This is a genomic window from Arthrobacter sp. AFG20, from assembly GCF_002892795.1.
Lineage (GTDB): Bacteria > Actinomycetota > Actinomycetes > Actinomycetales > Micrococcaceae > Arthrobacter.
The window spans coordinates 192,983-210,140 of the sequence record NZ_PJMC01000004.1; the positions used below are offsets into that span (position 1 = coordinate 192,983).

The 17,158-nt window shown below is 65.5% G+C and carries 23 protein-coding genes; 7 read left to right on the forward strand and 16 right to left on the reverse strand.

Annotated features, from left to right (window positions below):
• Positions 1 to 100: 100 nt before the first annotated feature.
• The 8 genes from CXZ05_RS06250 to CXZ05_RS23350 form a co-directional block, all read right to left on the reverse strand.
• Positions 101 to 859 (reverse strand): GAF and ANTAR domain-containing protein, encoded by a 759-nt coding sequence (locus tag CXZ05_RS06250; RefSeq protein ID WP_102971753.1) that lies wholly within the window; start codon positions 857 to 859, stop codon positions 101 to 103.
• Between the two features lie 195 nt (positions 860 to 1,054).
• Positions 1,055 to 1,297 (reverse strand): CDGSH iron-sulfur domain-containing protein, encoded by a 243-nt coding sequence (locus tag CXZ05_RS06255; protein WP_102971754.1) that lies wholly within the window; start codon positions 1,295 to 1,297, stop codon positions 1,055 to 1,057.
• Positions 1,287 to 2,390 carry a glycosyltransferase family 2 protein gene (locus tag CXZ05_RS06260; protein WP_180987294.1) on the reverse strand — a complete coding sequence of 368 codons (1,104 nt, stop codon included), beginning with the start codon at positions 2,388 to 2,390 and terminating at the stop codon, positions 1,287 to 1,289. The genes CXZ05_RS06255 and CXZ05_RS06260 overlap by 11 nt, the downstream gene beginning before the upstream one ends.
• Positions 2,339 to 3,406: an iron-containing redox enzyme family protein gene (locus CXZ05_RS06265; RefSeq protein WP_102971755.1), complete on the reverse strand. Its 1,068-nt coding sequence runs from the start codon at positions 3,404 to 3,406 to the stop codon at positions 2,339 to 2,341. The genes CXZ05_RS06260 and CXZ05_RS06265 overlap by 52 nt, the downstream gene beginning before the upstream one ends.
• Before the next feature lie 105 nt (positions 3,407 to 3,511).
• Positions 3,512 to 3,937, reverse strand: coding sequence for a MarR family winged helix-turn-helix transcriptional regulator (locus CXZ05_RS06270; RefSeq protein ID WP_102971756.1), 426 nt, complete (start codon positions 3,935 to 3,937; stop codon positions 3,512 to 3,514).
• A gap of 6 nt (positions 3,938 to 3,943) precedes the next feature.
• Positions 3,944 to 4,585 carry a DUF3618 domain-containing protein gene (locus CXZ05_RS06275; RefSeq protein WP_102971757.1) on the reverse strand — a complete coding sequence of 214 codons (642 nt, stop codon included), beginning with the start codon at positions 4,583 to 4,585 and terminating at the stop codon, positions 3,944 to 3,946.
• The gene (locus CXZ05_RS06280; protein ID WP_102971758.1) at positions 4,582 to 5,013 is read right to left on the reverse strand and encodes a phage holin family protein; all 432 of its coding nucleotides are present in this window, start codon (positions 5,011 to 5,013) and stop codon (positions 4,582 to 4,584) included. Before CXZ05_RS06280 ends, CXZ05_RS06275 begins: the two co-directional genes overlap by 4 nt.
• Positions 5,010 to 5,870 carry a hypothetical protein gene (locus tag CXZ05_RS23350; RefSeq protein ID WP_258006469.1) on the reverse strand — a complete coding sequence of 287 codons (861 nt, stop codon included), beginning with the start codon at positions 5,868 to 5,870 and terminating at the stop codon, positions 5,010 to 5,012. The genes CXZ05_RS06280 and CXZ05_RS23350 overlap by 4 nt, the downstream gene beginning before the upstream one ends.
• A 139-nt stretch (positions 5,871 to 6,009) precedes the next feature.
• Between CXZ05_RS23350 and CXZ05_RS06295 the strand changes: the two genes are divergently transcribed.
• The gene (locus CXZ05_RS06295) at positions 6,010 to 6,282 is read left to right on the forward strand and encodes a GlsB/YeaQ/YmgE family stress response membrane protein (RefSeq protein WP_102971910.1); all 273 of its coding nucleotides are present in this window, start codon (positions 6,010 to 6,012) and stop codon (positions 6,280 to 6,282) included.
• Between the two features lie 88 nt (positions 6,283 to 6,370).
• Positions 6,371 to 7,834: a YdiU family protein gene (locus tag CXZ05_RS06300; protein ID WP_102971759.1), complete on the forward strand. Its 1,464-nt coding sequence runs from the start codon at positions 6,371 to 6,373 to the stop codon at positions 7,832 to 7,834.
• A gap of 5 nt (positions 7,835 to 7,839) precedes the next feature.
• On the opposite strand, the gene CXZ05_RS23040 is transcribed toward CXZ05_RS06300, so the two are convergent.
• Together CXZ05_RS23040 and CXZ05_RS06305 are read right to left on the reverse strand one after the other, a co-directional pair.
• Positions 7,840 to 7,992 carry a hypothetical protein gene (locus tag CXZ05_RS23040; protein WP_180987295.1) on the reverse strand — a complete coding sequence of 51 codons (153 nt, stop codon included), beginning with the start codon at positions 7,990 to 7,992 and terminating at the stop codon, positions 7,840 to 7,842.
• Between the two features lie 233 nt (positions 7,993 to 8,225).
• Positions 8,226 to 8,939 carry a GAF and ANTAR domain-containing protein gene (locus CXZ05_RS06305; protein WP_102971760.1) on the reverse strand — a complete coding sequence of 238 codons (714 nt, stop codon included), beginning with the start codon at positions 8,937 to 8,939 and terminating at the stop codon, positions 8,226 to 8,228.
• A gap of 324 nt (positions 8,940 to 9,263) precedes the next feature.
• On the opposite strand from CXZ05_RS06305, the gene CXZ05_RS06310 reads away from it, so the two are divergent.
• A complete protein-coding gene (locus CXZ05_RS06310) occupies positions 9,264 to 9,830 on the forward strand; it encodes a helix-turn-helix transcriptional regulator (RefSeq protein ID WP_180987296.1) in 567 nt (188 codons plus the stop codon).
• A gap of 294 nt (positions 9,831 to 10,124) precedes the next feature.
• Here the strand turns inward: CXZ05_RS06310 and CXZ05_RS06315 are convergent, their stop codons facing one another.
• The 4 genes from CXZ05_RS06315 to CXZ05_RS06330 all read right to left on the reverse strand — a co-directional run bounded on the left by CXZ05_RS06315 (position 10,125) and on the right by CXZ05_RS06330 (position 12,120).
• Complete coding sequence (locus CXZ05_RS06315; RefSeq protein WP_102971762.1) at positions 10,125 to 10,502, reverse strand: VOC family protein; 378 nt, start codon at positions 10,500 to 10,502, stop codon at positions 10,125 to 10,127.
• Positions 10,503 to 10,828: 326 nt separating this feature from the next.
• Entirely contained in the window at positions 10,829 to 11,260 is a 432-nt protein-coding gene (locus tag CXZ05_RS06320; protein ID WP_258006470.1) for a response regulator transcription factor, read from the reverse strand.
• A 171-nt stretch (positions 11,261 to 11,431) separates the two neighbouring features.
• On the reverse strand, positions 11,432 to 11,860 hold the full coding sequence (locus CXZ05_RS06325; RefSeq protein WP_102971764.1) for a hypothetical protein: 429 nt from the start codon (positions 11,858 to 11,860) through the stop codon (positions 11,432 to 11,434).
• Positions 11,861 to 11,862: 2 nt separating this feature from the next.
• Positions 11,863 to 12,120, reverse strand: a complete 258-nt coding sequence (locus CXZ05_RS06330) for a hypothetical protein (protein WP_102971765.1) — start codon at positions 12,118 to 12,120, stop codon at positions 11,863 to 11,865.
• A gap of 612 nt (positions 12,121 to 12,732) precedes the next feature.
• Here CXZ05_RS06330 and CXZ05_RS06335 point away from each other — a divergent pair.
• On the forward strand, positions 12,733 to 12,993 hold the full coding sequence (locus CXZ05_RS06335) for a hypothetical protein (RefSeq protein ID WP_102971766.1): 261 nt from the start codon (positions 12,733 to 12,735) through the stop codon (positions 12,991 to 12,993).
• A gap of 55 nt (positions 12,994 to 13,048) precedes the next feature.
• Here the strand turns inward: CXZ05_RS06335 and CXZ05_RS06340 are convergent, their stop codons facing one another.
• On the reverse strand, positions 13,049 to 13,453 hold the full coding sequence (locus CXZ05_RS06340) for a hypothetical protein (protein WP_258006471.1): 405 nt from the start codon (positions 13,451 to 13,453) through the stop codon (positions 13,049 to 13,051).
• Between the two features lie 203 nt (positions 13,454 to 13,656).
• On the opposite strand from CXZ05_RS06340, the gene CXZ05_RS06345 reads away from it, so the two are divergent.
• Together CXZ05_RS06345 and CXZ05_RS06350 are read left to right on the forward strand one after the other, a co-directional pair.
• Entirely contained in the window at positions 13,657 to 14,025 is a 369-nt protein-coding gene (locus CXZ05_RS06345) for a VOC family protein (protein WP_102971767.1), read from the forward strand.
• A 30-nt stretch (positions 14,026 to 14,055) separates the two neighbouring features.
• Positions 14,056 to 14,466: a VOC family protein gene (locus CXZ05_RS06350; RefSeq protein ID WP_102971768.1), complete on the forward strand. Its 411-nt coding sequence runs from the start codon at positions 14,056 to 14,058 to the stop codon at positions 14,464 to 14,466.
• A 77-nt stretch (positions 14,467 to 14,543) separates the two neighbouring features.
• On the opposite strand, the gene CXZ05_RS06355 is transcribed toward CXZ05_RS06350, so the two are convergent.
• Positions 14,544 to 16,010: a sugar porter family MFS transporter gene (locus tag CXZ05_RS06355; RefSeq protein WP_102971769.1), complete on the reverse strand. Its 1,467-nt coding sequence runs from the start codon at positions 16,008 to 16,010 to the stop codon at positions 14,544 to 14,546.
• Positions 16,011 to 16,147: 137 nt separating this feature from the next.
• Here CXZ05_RS06355 and CXZ05_RS06360 point away from each other — a divergent pair, with 137 nt between their 5' ends.
• Positions 16,148 to 17,155 (forward strand): LacI family DNA-binding transcriptional regulator, encoded by a 1,008-nt coding sequence (locus CXZ05_RS06360; protein WP_180987297.1) that lies wholly within the window; start codon positions 16,148 to 16,150, stop codon positions 17,153 to 17,155.
• Positions 17,156 to 17,158: the final 3 nt, after the last annotated feature.

Below are 17,158 nucleotides of genomic sequence, written 5' to 3' on the forward strand. Positions count from 1 at the left end.
GGTGGCCTCACATGTCATCAGTGTTGTGAACATCCCTTTTGGGGAGTTATTCGGCAGGTGCTCTCCATAATAGTCCCGGACCTCTACCCAGGCCTTGGACCTACTGGTCCGCCTCGCCATCACGGTATCGCCGATCCGGGAGCTCCGCACCATTGAGGATGTCCGTCGCGATCTGCCTTAGCTCTTGTTTGCTGGACCGCGCCATTTCATGGAGAAGTTTGGCTGCTTCCTCACGGCTGACGCGGGTCTGGGCCATGACGAGGCTAAGGGCGGCGTCGACTGCTGCCCTTGATTGCAGGGCGCCGTGCAATCCTTCCGGATGCACCCCGGAGCGGTGTACCCGAAGCGCCAGGCGGAGAATGCGGGACAGAGACACGCCGTACGATTCCACTGCCGCTATGGTCGCTGCGCCAAAGGTGGACGTGCTCAGGGCATAACAGTTCAAGGCTGCCGCTGCGTTGGCCCCTGCATCGATTGGAACGGCGAGGATTGACACAACGCCTTCGCCCGTCACCGCCTGTGAGTAACGGTGCCATCTCTTGGATGTTCTGAGGTCTTCGACCAGAACGGTGCGGTCTTCCCTCAATGCCGTCAGGCAGGGGCCGTCGTTGAACCCGTACTGTTTCTCATCCATCTGCTTGGCGGTGTCGCTGCTGCTGGCCACGGTGGCCGGCCGCCCGTCGCGCTCGACCGAAATCGCACACAGCATCGGTTCGGGTGCTGCGAGCTTCGACGCCGAGAAAACGGTCAGCTCAAGGAGGAACTCGTCAAACCCCGGGCTTTCGAGCAGTAGGTCCTGCAACTGCTCGAGCGTTGGTGCGGGATTTTGCCCGGACGTCGGCGGCTGGCCAGCGGCCATGAAATGCCCCGATCCACGTGGAGCCGGGTTGCCCGGTCCATTTCTCCGGCCTGATTTGAGGTCCGGTAACGATCGTGGACTGGTTTGCCTCCACGGCCAACGACGTGACGAACAGGTGGATCACGACCTTCAGCAGGATGCTGATGATCGCTTCGCCTTCACTTTTGAGCCTACTCCCTATCCGCCGGAACTACATCAGCTGTCCTCATCCACAGTGCTGGGAATGCCGGTGCGGAACTTGATCAGCTTGTGGGAACCGTCGCAGTACGGCTTGATGGCGGAGGCGCCGCAGCGGCACAGGGCAACCGTGTTCCGATGCCGGGGTACCGGGTCGCCGGACGGGGTGACTATTTCGAAGTCGCCTCGGATCAGGATTGGCCCGTCCGGGCAGAGCACCACGGAGCTGGGGTCGCCTGGCTGCTTGGTCTCATGATCCATGTTGTGTTCCATTCTGGTTGTGGGCCTTTTGGACCGGCCGAATTTTGCCTTGGTGCCTGAGCCTGAGCGCGGCCGGGGAATGGGCGGCCGTTTTGATCCTGACGCCCGCATAGGGAACCCCGCCCCCGGCCCGCAGAGCAAGGGCCATCCAGATGCACACTGCTCGTTCAAAAAGCCACAGCGGGGCAAACCAGGCGGTGCTTGGCGGAAACGCAGCCCTGCCGCCGTCGCGTCTTCTTCCGCGTTCCGCGATGCCGACAGCGGTACCGGCCAGTGCGAGGACCACAAGGGCACGCGGTACTCGCCGTTGCGCCAGCACCACTGCCAGGACGGGCAGCACGGCAAGCTCGGCGAACAGCCGTGCGGGCTGCGCAAAGTCGTCATAGGCCTGCCGGATACGTTGCCTGAAGAAGTGGCGTGCGGTGGGCGGCCTCCGGGCCACCAGCAATGCCGGCATCTGCTTTTCACGGCCGCCGGCAGCAGTGACGGTCCGGATGAGCTCCAGGTTCTCAAAGAGCACGCCCGCATAGCCGTCCGTGGCTGCCAGTGCGGACCGGCGAACTGCCAGCGTGCCGGGGTAGTCCCCGCCGAATGCCCGGTTGATGAGGGTCCTGGATGTGTCCCAGCGTGCGTGCCAGGGCAGCGGGGTGAAGTAATTCTGCGGGCGGACCAGTTCGGCGTCGTCAAGGGCGGCGAATGCCGCGGCCAGCCCCTCACGTGTGTAGCGGACGTCGTCGTCGGCGATCACCAGCCGTTCCGCCCTGCTCAGGCGTACTGCTGTGAGGACTGCGGCCACTTTGCCGTTGCCGCCCCCGGAGCCGCCGTCGTTGGGCTTCGGTGGGATGTGCCGGACCGACGGCGGGAACAGGGTCCTGTGCCGGGCGAACAGCGGGGCGGGGGAGCCATCCACCACGGTGACCGGGGTCCAGGTGCAGAGCTCTGCAATGTATTCCGCCAGCTCCTCCATCCCGGAATCCTCGGTCCAGCGCAGGGGCAGAATGTACTCCGTGTCCGGACGCGGACCTGCTTGTGCCGCTTTTGTCATGCCGCCGCGGTCAAGGAAGTGCGCAGCGAAGATCTGCCGTCTTCCCACGCTTCTATAATGTGCGCGGTGAGACGGGCGTCGATGGCAAGGGCAGCCGTCGCACCGAACAGGATGTCATCGAGGAGTTGGGGTTCCGCCTCGGCGAGCCCTCCTGCGAGGTCCCGGCCTGCGATCTGCTCGTGGACGGCGTCGGCTTCGACGTGTTCGTCGAAGTATTCCGTGACGTCGGCGCCGAAGCCGTGGCGGCGGAAGCCCATGGCGTACAGGTGGTTGGGGCGGGACGATGTCATCTCGTAGATCGCGAGGTGGCCCGTGATCGCGCCGCGCAGCCGGCGGTTCAGGCCGAACAGGGACATCATGTTCACTGAGGCGAGGGCCACGGCTGGAACAGCGTCCACGTAGCTGCCGTAGCTGGTGTTGAGTCCCAGCCCGTGCATGGTCCGGGCGAAGAGTGCACTGTGCATCCGGTGCGGGCGGCCGCCTCCATACTCATCCGCCTGGATCTCCACCAGGGCGGCCTTGGGCCGCCCGGCCAACCTCGGGATCGCCCAGGTGTGGGGGTCGGCTTCCTTGAGCTGGTAGACGGATTTCTGAATGAGGAACTCCGCCAGCTGTTCAACCGTCGCCTTCTTGGCCACGTAACGCGAGAGGCTGGGGCCGCTGTCCTGGGCAGCCAGAGCAAACAGCATGTCCGCCACCGCGTCGCTGTCCGGTTTGCCCGCCGCGGCTGCGTTCTTACCGTCTGCCGGGTGCCCTGCGGCCACGAGCGCGGCGGAGCGCAAGGCCTGTTCGAACGGTTCTTCCAGAAGCCGGCGAACGGCGATCAGCCCGGGCTCCCATTCCCACGCGTCATCCACTCCCTCCAGGCCTCCATAGTGCAGTTCGTAGAGGCAAAACAGTGCGAGCTGGAGATCGTCGTCAGTGAGGATGTCGTCCGCGAGTCTCGCAGTTTCGGAGACGAGCCCGAGCAGTTCTGACTGTGCTGCCATCTCGGTTCCTGGCTCCCCGGTCAGGAGCTCGATGAGCTCAGCGCTGACGGGACCGCGCGGTTTTGGTCTTTTCATGGTTCTCCTTGCAGGCGGCAACGGCGCAGCCAGCGGGTGGTTTTGGTGGGCTTGACAGCAAGTAGTGAAGATCCCGGTTCCGCAATGGCTGGACAGAGCGGAACGCTACATCCGCAGGTCGCGGATGTAGCGTTCCAGGTCGAGTCGCAGGGCGGACTCTGTGTCCGGCCTGCTCTGCGTGAGCTCCCGGACCAAGGCCTCCGCGGCGGCCAGTACCTTCCGGCCATCGTTCGTGAGCCGGATGTCGGTATAGCGCCGGTCATCGCTGCGTTCCCTGCTCAGGAAGCCCAGTCCCTGAAGGCGGCGGATCACCCTGCCCAGGCTTTGCTTGCTAACACAGAGCAGGGCGGCCAGATCGGAGACGGAGACGGGCGCGAGGTCCGCCACCGCCTCCAGCACATCCAGCGACCCCTTGGTTAGGCCCAGATGCGTGAGGTTGCGGTTGATCCGCAGTTCATCCAGACGGGCAGCGATGCTGAGGAGCCGGTGCGTTGGCCAGGGTTCCGGTCCTGCCGAATGAGCCAGGCTCATGCCGGCTCACGTGTTTTGGACGTGGTCCTTGGCGTCCGTGGCGGTGGCCTTGACGTCGGAGGCGGCGGTTTGGCCTTCGTCCTTGACGTGTTGGGCGGCGTCGGTGGCGGTGGCTTTGACGTTTTCCATGGCGTCCTGGGCGGGTTCCTTCCAGCCCTGGGCCATGTCCTTGGCGGCCTCGGTCAGCTGGGTGGTGACCGGTTCGGCAGCGGTCTTGAGGGCGTCGGCGGCTTCGCGTTCCTTCTGGCTCGGCGGAATCAGTGAGGAGACGAGCAGCCCGGCGCCGAACGCGATCAGCCCGGCGGCGAGGGGGTTGCCCTGGGTTTTCGCGGCGACCTGGTGCGGTGCGTCGGCGATCGCTTCGCCGGCGCCGTGGAGGGCGTTGCCGGCGGCGTCGGTGGCCTGGTGGACCCCGCCGCTGGTGGTGTGGGCGGCGTTGTGGAGGCTGCCGGAGGTGCTGTGCGTGGCGTGTTCTGCGGTGCCCATGACTTTCTCCTTTACTCCGAAGACGGCATCCTTCACCTTGTCCGTCTGGCGGTGGACGATGTTGGACGGGGTGACTTTGTCGGCGACGGCGTCCACGTTGGTGCCGAGGCGGGCGCGGGTTGCTTCGATGTCGGCGCGGATGGCGTCCGGGTTCTCACTCATCGGTGGTCTCCGTTCGGTTTGAGGGTGGGCGGGATTTCCTTGGCTGTCTCCATGGTTTGGGGCATGCCTTTGATGGCTTTGAGTTCCTTGCGCCCGACGGAGGCGAGGATCGCGGCGATGATGCCCCAGATGACGGCGACGACGACGGCGGACCAGCCCAGGCCCATGAGCTCGCCAAGGGCGTACCAGAGGGCGATGGAGAGGAACAGGAGCACGAAGTGCCCGGCGACGCCGGCGCCGGCGAGCATGCCGCCGCCTTTGCCGGCGCGGGTGCCGGACTGTTTCAGTTCGGCTTTGGCGAGTTCGATTTCCTGCCGGATCAGGGTGGACAGGTCCCGGGTGACCTCGCCGAGGAGGTCACCGAGGGAGGTGGTGTCGGCCTTGGCGTGCGCCTCCGTGGGAGGGGTGTCAGGTATCTGGCTGCTCACAGGGGACGACCCCCACCCTCAACGTAGGGATTATCAATGTCCCGCAGCGTTCCTGCTGATGGACCAGTGGGAAGTGTCTGTGTCGAAGCCGGACCTGTGCCCGAGATGCTCGGTTCGGCAAGGGCGGGTTCCGTCAGGCTTGCCTGGTCATAGAAGGGCCCGCCTCTGCCCGCCGTGACGGTGCTCTCCGTTGTGGAAAGGCGGGCGGGCTGGGACGACGCGATGCCGGCTGTGGTTCCCGTTTCGGGGGCGCCGGCCTGCAGGCTGCGGCCCAGGCGCCCGGCCAGGAGGCCTGCGCCCGCTGCCAGGAGCAGGAAGGTGCCGGGACGCTGGCGGGCGAAGGACTTCACCTCGTCCAGCAGCGAGCCCGGGTCCCGGTTGTCCAGCCAGGACGCCACAGATTCGGAGCGTTCTGCGGCCTGCCGGATCAGGTCCGAGGCCACGCCCTGCTGGTCCGGCGCTTCTGCCATGGAGCGCAGCTGCGAGGAGATGGTGCGGATGCCTTCGGCGGCCTTGGTCTGTTGCGTGCCTGCCTGGCTGGTCAGGTCCGACTTCGCCTGATGCAGCAGATCCCGGGCGCTGTTCTTCGCTTCGGAGGCGACGTTCTTCGCCTCGGCCTTCGCGGTCCCGGCCACGTTCTGGGCAGCGCCGGCGGCCTGGCCAGCGACATTCGCGGCCTCCTCCTTCGCCACGTCCTTCTTCGAGGAGTCGTCGCCCTGATAACCGGTGGTGCCCGCGTAGCCGGTGGTACCGGCGTCAGTGCTGCTCAATCCGGTAGTGCCGAAGCCCGCGGTTCCTGCTCCGGTACTGCCCAAGCCTGTGGTTTCCGCTTCGGTGCCGTATGGGTTCTCGGTCATCATTGCTCTCTTTCCTTTGAGGGTTAGCTGCTGTTGATGAACCAGCACTCAGCAATAGTAAGCATGGTTACCATCGAATAGTAAGTACACTTCCTACATGAGTTGAAAATTGTTCGATGCCGACAGAAAGGACGTTGACGTGATTGGATTTATCATCGCCGGGCTCGTTATCGGAGCCCTTGCCCGTCTCATCAAGCCCGGGAGGCAGAACCTGGGAATCATCGCCACCCTGCTCCTGGGCCTTGCAGGTTCCGTCATTGGCGGAGCTGTGGCCAGTCTGCTAGGTACCGGCGACATGTTCGAACTGAACGTCCTGGGGTTCGTCGTTGCCGTCGTCGCGGCTGTAGCACTGATCGGCGTGGCGGAATCGCTGACGAGCCGCCGCAGGAGGGCGCCGGCTCGGCGTTTCTGATGGCCGGCCGTCCGGGAACGGCCCGATTGTGGCGGTTCCGTTTTGTCCACTTATTTTGATGAATGAGCGAGCGCCGTAGGCTTGATAGATGAGTGCAGCAGCCCCATCAACCGTCACCTTTGAAAGCCGCTTCGCCACGGAGCTTGCCGAGATGGCCATTCCCTGGAAGGCGGAGGAGGTTCCTGACCCGCGGCTGCTCGTCCTGAACGAGCCGCTGGCCGCCGAACTGGGCTTTGACCCGGAGTTCCTAAGGAGCCCGGAAGGACTGCCTCTGCTGATCGGCAATGAGGTGCCCGACGGCGCCACTCCAGTTGCGCAGGCATACTCCGGCCACCAGTTTGGCGGGTTTTCCCCGAGGCTGGGTGACGGCCGTGCGCTGCTGCTCGGTGAGATAGCCGACGTCGGCGGCCGCCTCCGCGACATTCACCTGAAAGGCTCCGGCCGCACACCCTTCGCCCGCGGTGGCGACGGCTTCGCGGTCGTGGGGCCGATGCTGCGTGAATATGTCGTCAGTGAGGCGATGCACGCCCTGGGTATCCCCACCACCCGGTCCCTCGCCGTGGTGGCCACCGCGCGTTCCGTCCAGCGGGAGACTGAGTTGCCGGGAGCCGTACTCACGCGCATCGCGAGCAGCCATCTGCGCGTGGGCAGTTTCCAGTACGCCCGGGTCGCCGGTGACATCGAACTCCTGCGCCGCCTCGCCGACCATGCGATCGCCCGGCACTATCCCGATGCGGCGGAGGCGGACAATCCGTATCTCGCCCTGTTCGAGGCAGTGATCTCTGCGCAGGCTTCGCTGGTGGCTAAGTGGATGCTGGTGGGCTTCATTCACGGCGTGATGAACACGGACAACATGGCTATCTCGGGGGAGACCATTGACTACGGTCCGTGCGCCTTCATGGACGCGTTTGATCCCGCCACCGTCTACAGTTCGATCGACGAGAACGGACGTTACGCTTACGCGAACCAGCCGGTGGTGGCGGAGTGGAATCTGACCCGCCTGGCGGAGGCGCTCCTTCCCCTGTTCGACGACGACGAGGAGCGGGCTGTCGCGCTGGCACAGGAGTCGCTGGGAGCCTTCCGCCGGCAGTACAGCGCAGCCTGGCTGGCTGGCATGAAGGCGAAGCTCGGACTGGACAGCAGCATCGCTGACGACGTGGCTTCGCCCCTGATTGACGAACTGCTCGGGCTTCTGCAGGAGGGACGCGTCGACTACACATCGTTCTTCCGGCGCCTTGGAACCGCAGCCCGCGGCCAGGGCGAGCCGATCCGCACCATCTTCCCTGAGCCGGACGCTTTCCTTGCCTGGGCCGAACGCTGGCGGGCACTGAACCCGGACGCGGACATGATGGACCGGGTCAACCCGGCGTATGTGCCCCGCAACCACCTCGTTGAGGAAGCACTCGACGCTGCAACCAACGGTGACCTCGGGCCGCTCCGGCTGTTGCTGGAAGCGGTGACGGACCCCTATAACGAGCGTCCCGGCGTCGAACGTTATGCAGAGGCGGCGCCGGAAACCTTTGGTCCCTACCGGACCTTCTGCGGAACCTGAGCGGGCTAGGGGCCGGGGTGCACGAGGGTGTCCGGATCCAGCTCGTTCGCCGGGGCATCAGCCAGCCCCTGCGGCGTGAGGTCCAGGTCGTCCAAAGCGGTCATGGCTGTGGTCGGGGCGGCGATCAGGCCGGCACCCGGGGCAATGGTGTTAGTCATGGTTCTGTGTCTCCTGAAGTTAACGGGGCGGTGCATTGTGTGCTGACTCGCTATTTTCCTTGGAATTGCCCCGCGCGCCAAAATTGCGCAGGCGAGGAAAATGCTGTAGCCGCACGTGGTCGCGCCGGCGTCGAACCTGCGGAATGAGCTAATTGCCGACGGCGGCAACCCCCATTCGCGGGCCGTCGCGGCCCGCAGCGGAGCGCTGCAGAAGGCGCTTAGGTGACGGCCAGTTACAGCTCGCCGCCGGCGATGATGTCCCGGGAGAGCTGGTGCAGCGCTACCTCGCGCCGGCGGGAGGCACTGATAAGGGTGGCGAGCGCCTTGTCGTGGCTGACGTGGAGGCGCTCCATGATGATCCCGGTTGCCGTTCCGATGGCGTCGCGGGCGCCGAGCGCTCCGATGAGCCCGTCGCTGAGGCGCTCTGCAGCGTCGCGTGCCTGGGCGTTCGCAAGCATCAGGGCGGCAGGGCGTGCGAGCAGTTCGATCAGGCGGATGGCCTTCGAATCGAAGCCGTCGGGAATGGGGGAGTAAACCTTCAGCGCACCGATGGCGCCGTCGGGAGTGGACAGCGGCGTGCTGATCGCCGAGCGCAACGGCAGATCGGTGATGGCCCGCGTCCAGGCGGGCCAGCGGTGGTCGGTGCGGCTGTCCACCATCTTCACGGTCGCCTGCTGGGCCCACGCAGTCAGGCACGGTCCCTGCCTGAGATCATACTGGAGCTGGTCTGCCTGCAGGATGGTGGGATCAGTGGCGGCGGTGCTGGTGCGCCGGCCGCGCGTATCCATCAGGCTGGCGCCTGCCCCCAAGGCACCCGGAACGCTTTCCTTGAGGGCCTGGGCGAGCGCCGAAACCGCTTCGTCGACGGTCTCATGCGTCAGTAACAGGTCGGCGATCCGGACGGTAAGGGCAGCCAGTTCGTCCGCGAGGGGCAGGTCGGCTGGCATCAGGGCCTGGCTAAGACATGGCCGGATGGCCCGCGCGGGCCAGAACGGCACAGGGGAAAGACGCCGCGCCGGGCAAAAGTGGCTGTTGAGGCAGGCATGCGCGTTCGTTCCTTTCTTGGGTCCGCGGCGAGGCGTCCCGGTGGCAGACTTCGGCGTCGAACGTATTAGCACTAATTATTTCAGCGAAGGGCGCGCGCCGCGAGGGGTGGAGGCTCTTGAATGGCAACGATTTATGCAGAAACCGGAATCCTGGGTACACAAAAACCGAGCTTCTCGAGGTGTTCTGGCCGATAATACGGTTAACGGCAGTTAGGAGCAGTGGTGGTGGGACCGTCAGGACCCGCGGAATGGGCAGCGGCCGCTGAAGCGGAGTTGTTCAAGGCGCTGGCGCATCCCGCCAGGGTCCGGATTCTTGCCGTGCTCGCGGCGGGCCCGGCGTTGGTGGCGGACCTCTGCTCGGCCACGGGGCTGAAGCCGTCGCACCTGGCCGGTCAACTGGCGCAGCTTCGTGCCCAGCACCTGGTGACCGGGCGCCGTTCCGGTGGGCGGCTGTGGTACTGGCTGTCCTTTCCCGAGATTGCGGACCTCCTCTCCGCTGCCGAGTCGGTCTTGAATGCCCAGGCTGCCACTGACGTGAGCCGACTGGCCGGCATCGGCGCGTCGGGCGCAGGCCCTGCCGGTGAGGACATCCTGACGGACGAGTCCGTTGCAGTGCTTGAGGAGTCCCTGGAAAGGCGTGCCCTGATAACCAACGCAGTGCGTTCGGTCAGCGCCCGGACCGGCAGCAGCTCGGAGGCCGCCCTGGCCGGGCTCCTGATCCAGGCCCGGGAGCGGAGCCTGACCTTGGCTGAAGTTTCCAGCGAGACGGTGGCGGGGCGCGGAGCCGGCTGATCGCAGGCGGCCGGTCTCGTAGGCATCGAAAAGTCTCGTTTTGGGCACTAAGGGTTCGGGCCCTTGACGGGCTGGGCGGCCGTGGGCAAGACTCGTGATTGAGGAATTGATCAATTCATAGTTTCTTCAATCCTCTCCATTGGGGGCCTTCTGCTCTGCCAAGCGCAGAGGGCCGGAGCGTCGCGAGGCAGCTGAAATTCCTTCCACTGCCCGGGGGTCGCGGAATAGGCGGAAAGGGGCGGAACACCGTGGTTCCAGCCCCTTTCCGGTTTTCCGGCTAACCCTGCTCCGGAGCTACGGGCGCTCGAAGAGGCTCAGAATATTTCCCTCACTGTCCAGGAACCAGGCGGCCTTGCCTGCGTCCGATGTGGCAACGCCGTTCTCGGTCTTCAAACCGGGGAAATCGTACTCTTCGAATACGACGCCGCGGCCCCGCAATTCCTGAACGTCCCGCTCGACGTCGTCCGTCACCCAGCCCATCTGGGTGTTCTTGGCGCTGCCCGCGTTTTCAGTTTGGTACACCATGAACCTGGTTCCGTTGCCGCACTCGTACATCACGTTGTCGTCAGCGGGTTCCACGGGCTCCAGTCCCAGCTTGTCCCGGTAAAAATCCTTCGCCCTGCTCACGTCCTTCGCGGGAAGGACGGCGGCGATGGCTGTGTCCTTGAGCATGACAGTTCTCTCCTCATTGCGCTGCTGGCGCTGTTGCACTGATGGCGATGGTTCCCCTGTTCGGTGCCGGGAACGGACTGGCCGTCCGTGCCCGGGCCGCGTCGCCGCCCGTTTTCGCCGACAGCCGGGGCGGCCACCTGGGACTCTGCGGCGCCTCGCCAGCATCGCCGGGCGCGCGGGTCCCCGAAGTTTATGGGGACATTATGGAGCCGAAGTGCCGCCTGCGGATATAGGGCGCGGAGACAGGATAGTACGACGCCGGCCTGCCGGCCGCCGCTGCCGTGTGGCGGTCAGGGCGCGGCACCGGTCAGACAAAGCGGCACCGGTCAGACGCGCGGCCCCAGGCCGTGCGCCGTCAGCGGGCCCACGGGACAAAGCCGGTTGACCGTCTCCGTGAGCTGCCGGGGGCGGAACGGTTTGACCAGGTAGGCCGCGGCTCCCGATGCCATGCCGGCCATCTCGTCGTCGAGCTCCGCCCGGGCGGTGATGAACAGCATCGGCGCCTCGGAGCGCGCCCGGATGTGCTGGGCCACCTCCAGGCCGTCCATGTCCGGCAGATTCAGGTCGACCGTAACCAGGACAGGGTGGTGTTCCCAGGCCGCGGCGACGCCGTCAACGCCGTTGCTCACTGCATGAACGTCAAAACCGAGCCGCGTCAGTATCAGTGCAACAAGATCGCGAATATCCCGGTCATCCTCGATGACCAGGCAAATCCCCCGTGAACCCAACGTGCCCCCCGGCCTGTAGTAGGTGTGCATAGTGTAGGGCGAAAACCTCAAGACGTGCACGCCTCGGGCACGAAAAAGCCCCGCACCATGTGAAGGCGGTGCGGGGCTTTCCGGGGACTACCATCCGCATGGGGGAATAGGATGGGGCCCGAACCCAAAGTTACCCGGGGGTAGGTTTGTCCTTCAAATGTACGATCCCGCTTACTCCGGCAGTTCCATCTGAAAACCGCAGCTGCATCTGAGCACGCGGGTGGAGAGGTAGACGTCCAGGGTGTCTTCGGCGGCACCTTCGGTGGACAGCGGCGCGGCCAGCCTGCGGAGCTCGGATCCTGCCTTGGCCATCGGTTGTCCACAGTGCATGTAATGCCCGCCGAAGATGAGCACGTCCCCTTTTTGTTCCCGGCGGCCAAGGACCGCGGACAGGTCGGCAACCTGGGCAGGATGTTCACTGAAGCGCCGGCACCGGCCGCAGGTGTAGGCCACCATGACGACGTCGGCGGGGCAGTCCGGGATATCCGTCACCGACCTGATGGTGAGATGGCGGTCGGTGCCGCAGAGCGCGCACATTACAGGCAGGACCCGTGCCCGTCCGGCGCCGTCGGAACGGAAGCCGGGCGATCTGAGCGACATCGTCAACCCGCGTAGGGGTAGCTGGCGAGGATGTAGTCGGCTGCGGCCTGCCCCTTCATCTTCCGCCTGGTGCCTCGGGGGTTGACACGGCACCGCCGCATGCCCGCCCGGAAGGACGAGTCCGGTTTAGGTGTCAGTCCTTGGATCAGGCACCAGCTTGTGTACAGCCCGTAAAGGCAGTCCGGCCCCAGCGGGCTTTCGGTGTCGGGAGCGGGGTAGGTGGCGTCGTGAAGAAATTGCTGGAAATGCGAGGTGGCCATGACAGGCTCTTTCCCCAGGGTGCGATATGGCCGCCATGAGGCTATAGCGGCGTTACCTCCAGGCGGTGCACAACGCCGGAAGGGGTTCCTGGAGAGAGTTCACAGGATTCCTGTATGGAAATCTACCCTGCAGTAGCACTGTTGTACAGGGGCCCCATCGCCATGACGCACAGCACATGAACCGCCATCTCGTTGGGGGCCGGCGGCGGACTGGGTTAGGCAGCCAGGTCCCCGGAGGGTGGACCAGGGCCACCGCCGCCGGCCTGCTTGAAGCTTCCGCCTTCGTCCTTGGAGGAACATTGGAGTTCCTTGGACCGGCACGGGGGAGTCTGGAATCTGCCGGGGAATGCCGCAAGGTGCCCCAACTATTTCCCCATGTCAGGGGGCAATACTGGCTGTGTCCTGAAGGAACGGAAGCCCAGCCCCGAACCCTCAGAACTGCCGGGTCCGGACGCACTCCCCCTCGCGAACCGGGCCCGGCAAAACCCAAAACTTTACGGGCGCCAGCTGTAGGGATTGCTGTTGGGCCTGCCGGCGCGGTGCGCGTCGTACCCCTGCCGCCAAGCCGCCTCGACACGGGCGTGTCACGCGGGCCACGTTCACGGACCGTTAATGAGCAGCTGGTTCTATTGGGTCATGGACGCGAACGCTGGCAGTGATCACGACGCCGACTTCCCGGCAGCGTGGGGACCGTTGACTCCGGGGGCGGAGCTGGAAATCCGGAATGTTGCACGTGCCGGCCTCGGCGGCCGCGTGCCCCTTGACGGCTCGGTGGTGTTCGCCTGGATTGACGGGCAGTCTTCGCGCAGGCTGCACTTTGCAGGAGATCCGCTGGTTGTCCTGCCGGAGCTGGAGCACACGGACGCGTTTTAGCGCGGCACTCAAGGATGCCGCCCACACCGGCGACCGCCCGCACCGGGCCAGAGGCTCAGCCCGTAGAAAGAACGAGGAACAGCAGCGCCAGCAGGAGAGCCACCGGGGTCATGACCAGCCGTTCCGGTTTGCTGCGGGAGATGCCGTTCATCAGCACGCCCAGTGTGAAGTATGCCGTCAGGATCCAGGTGAACGCCGGGTACCAGGCGTCGCTGCCGAGGGCTGGCGCCAGTCCGGTTCTGGCCAGGGCAGCATGCCCGAACAGGAGGTACAGCAAAACCGACGCGGCACTGCCCATCCTCAGCCGCGAGGGCAGTATCGTGTGCTGTCCGCCCCAGGCCAGACGTCCCAGCGGCGCCCCAAAAATCAGGAGCAGCTGAAATACAGCCAGTCCGGCAAGCAGGGCACACGCGAGCACGGCGGCAACTTGATTCAGCTCCACAGCCGATCCCTTCGTCATCTTGAGTTCCAAGCCAATTGTGCCTTGCTGAATGACCGCCGAACTCCCGGCCGCCGCCCTGGTCCGGTCCCGTGAATTTTTGCCGGGGGCGGGTGTTTGTCAGAGGGCTCTGGAATAGTGCTCTCTGGGGACAGGTACGCCGCCCGCAGTTAGTATCGGTGAAAATTCACGGGCCCGGAGAATTCCGGAGACTGGAGCAGCACGTGCAACTCGGCGCTTTCTCACTCAGCTTGGCGGTCACGGACATCGCGGCCTCCGCGGCGTTCTACGAGAAGCTGGGATTCACCAGGTCCGGGGGCGACATCGACCAGAACTGGCTGATCCTGCGGAACGGGCAGACGGTGCTCGGACTCTTCCAGGGCATGTTTGAAAAGAACTCCCTGACCTTCAATCCGGGCTGGAGCCAGGACGCGCAGCAGCTCGACTCATTCACCGACGTGCGGGATCTCCAGCGCCAGCTGAAGGACCAGGGCATTCCCTTCGTTGCCGAGGCCGGCGACAGAGCCGGCCCGGCCAGCTTCATCGTCGTGGACCCCGACGGCAACCCGGTCATCGTCGATCAGCACGTCTGATTCCGCTTCCATCTAGTGAGGAGAAGGGAAATGTCCAGCAACCCTGAGGACTTTAATAGCACTAAGGACTTTGTCAGCGTCCGGTACATGGTGGATGACGTTGATGCCGCCGTCGGCTTTTACACGAAGCACCTCGGCTTCTCCGTAAGGATGAACGCGGCACCGGCCTTCGCCGACGTCGTCCGCGGGCCGCTGCGTTTGCTGCTGAGTGGGCCCACCAGTTCGGCGGGCCGGCCAATGCCCGACGGTGCGGTCCCGGCACCGGGCGGATGGAACCGGATCCATCTCATCGTGAGCGATATCGCCGCCGAGGTGGACAGGCTGCGGGCCGCGGGTGTTCCGTTCCGGAATGACATTGTCAGGGGACCGGGCGGCCAGCAGATCCTGCTGGAGGATCCGGCCGGCAATGTCGTTGAGCTGTTCCAGCCCGCCAACGTGTAAACGCCGGGAAATGCAGAGGTCCCGCCCGCCGGACTCGGGTGAATCCAGCGGACGGGTCCTGGGCGGCTATAGGGCTGTTAGTGCGCCGCCGTCGCCGGGGTCTTGTGCACCAGATAAATGGCGCCGGTGGTGACGTCCTCCTCGAGTGCTTCGAGGGTGCGGCCTCGGGTTTCCGGCACCTGGGTGTAGATGAAGATCAGGGCCAGGATGCCCACCACGCCGAACATGAAGAACGTTCCGGTGATGCCGACTGATGCCACCAGGGTCGGGAAGAAGAGGCCCAGGAAAGCGTTGGAAATCCAGAGGCAGAAGATGGAGACGCCGATCGCGAAGCCGCGGATGTGCAGCGGGAAGATCTCGGAGAGCATCACCCAGACGGCGATGTTGAGGAACGTCTGCATGGAGCCGACGAAAGCGACCACCAGGAAGAGGATCACGAAGGGCCGGGCCGGGTTGCCGACGGGCAGTGCGATGGAGGCGATGCCGATGAGGAAGTGGCAGATGGTGGTCAGCGTGAAGCCGAGGAGCAGGGTGGTGCGGCGGTTGACCCGCTGCATCATGGTCAGGGCGATGACGCCGCCGACGACGGCGATGACGCCGGGGGCGATGTTGGCTATGAGGGCGGCACGGGAGTCAAAGCCGGCCTCAACCAGCACGGACTGGCCGTAGTACATGATCGAGTTGATGCCGGTCAGCTGTTGGGCGACGCCCAGGCCGATGCCGACGAGCAGGATGCGCAGGATCCACTTGTTCTTCAGTGCGCCCCAGCCGGAGAGGTTCATTTCCTTTTCCTCGTCCGCCAGGTGCTTGACGTCGGCCATTTCCGCTTCAGCGCGGTCGGATGAGCGGACGGTCTTGAGTACGGCTAGGGCTTCCTGGGTGCGGCCCTGGGAGATGAGCCAGCGCGGGGATTCCGGCATCCGGAGCATGCCGACGAAGAGGGCAACGGCCGGCACCGCAGCGACTGCGAGCATGACACGCCAGACGCCGCCGAATTCGCCCCAGACGCTGCCGATGATGGCGTTGACGACGAATGCCGCGAGCTGGCCGATGACGATCATGAGTTCGTTGCGGCCGGCAAGCGAACCACGGATCTCGTAGGGGGCGAGTTCCGCCAGGTACACGGGGACCACTGAGGAGGCGCCGCCGACGGCGAGGCCCAGGATGACGCGGCCGACCACCATCACCTCGAAGTTCGGCGCGAACACGCAGGACAGGGCGCCGACGAGGAACAGGATGGCCAGCAGGATGATGGTCTTCCGGCGGCCCCAGCTGTCGGCGAGCCGGCCGCCACCGACGGCGCCGGCGGCAGCGCCGAACAGCAGGGAGCTGGTGACGATGCCCTCGGTGATCGGGGTGAGGCCGAGATCGGCGGTCATGGGCCGGAGTGCGCCGTTGATGACACCCGTGTCGTAGCCGAAGAGCAGGCCGCCGAAGGTCGCCACCGTGGCGACCATGCCCAGGCGCTTGCGGTGCGGCCCGTTCGTGAGCGGCGGCAGCGAGGGCGTATGCGCGCCGTCTCGCTGGGCTTGGGTTGCAGACATAAGGACTCCCTTGTCTCAAGTTTGCGGGACGTGTGCCCGCTGTCACATCCAAGACTAACGCGCGAAAGGCTCAAATGTAAGGTCAAACTTACAAATGGTTGAATTTCCGTTATTCACCAGCGTGGGAGGATGGCCGTATGAACATCCAGCGGCAGCACCGGCCGGCCACCCAGGCTGATGTTGCGCGGGAAGTCGGAGTCTCCCGCACGCTGGTCTCCTTCGCCTTCCGTGATGCTGCCGGCGTCAGCCCGGAGACCAGGCAGGCGATCTTCGACGCCGCCAAGCGTCTGGGGTACCGGCACAATGCGGCAGCCGCCGCCCTGGCCAGCAAGTCTCGGACCGCCGTCGGGCTTTACCTCCTTGACCTCCGGAACGAGGTGTACTCCGACGTCCTCAACGGCGTGCGGCTGGCGCTGCCGCAAGCCGGCAACCGGCTCATCCTCAGCGTCTCGCGCTCCATCGGCGGCGTGGACCAGGGTGCGATGGACTCACTCATCGAGGCGCGGGTGGGGATCATTATCGCCGCGGCGCTGCTGGATCCCGACGAACGGGTCCGGGAACTGGCGCAGATCATCCCGGTGGTCAGCGTCACCCGCCGCGTGGAGGGCGTGGACAGCGTGTACCCTGACGACCACGCCGGGGCGAGGGCCGCCGTCGAACACCTCCTCGGGCTGGGGCACACGCGGATCGCCCACATGGCCGGGCCGCCCTTTGACGGCCATACCGTCCGCCGGGAAACCTATGAGCAGATGATGCGGGACGCCGGCCTGACCCCGCAGACCGTGGCGGCCGTTGACTTCACGCAGGAGGCTGCGGAGCGTGCGGCGGCGGAGCTGCTGGCCGGGCCGGACCGTCCGACGGCCGTGTTCACGCACAACGACCAGTTCGCGCTGGGTGTCCGCGAAGCCGCGTATGCAATGGGGCTGACGATCCCCGGGGACCTGTCGCTCGTGGGCTACGACGACTCGCGGACGGCCCGGCTCCGCGGGATCGATCTGACCTCGGTGGACCTTCATGCCGTGGAGCTGGGAACAACTGCCGGACGCGTGGCCCTCGAGCGGCTCAACGATCCCGGCGCCCCCATTGCGGACATAACCAGCACGCCCCGGCTGGTGGTCCGGAACTCGACGGCGCCCCTCCACTAGGTC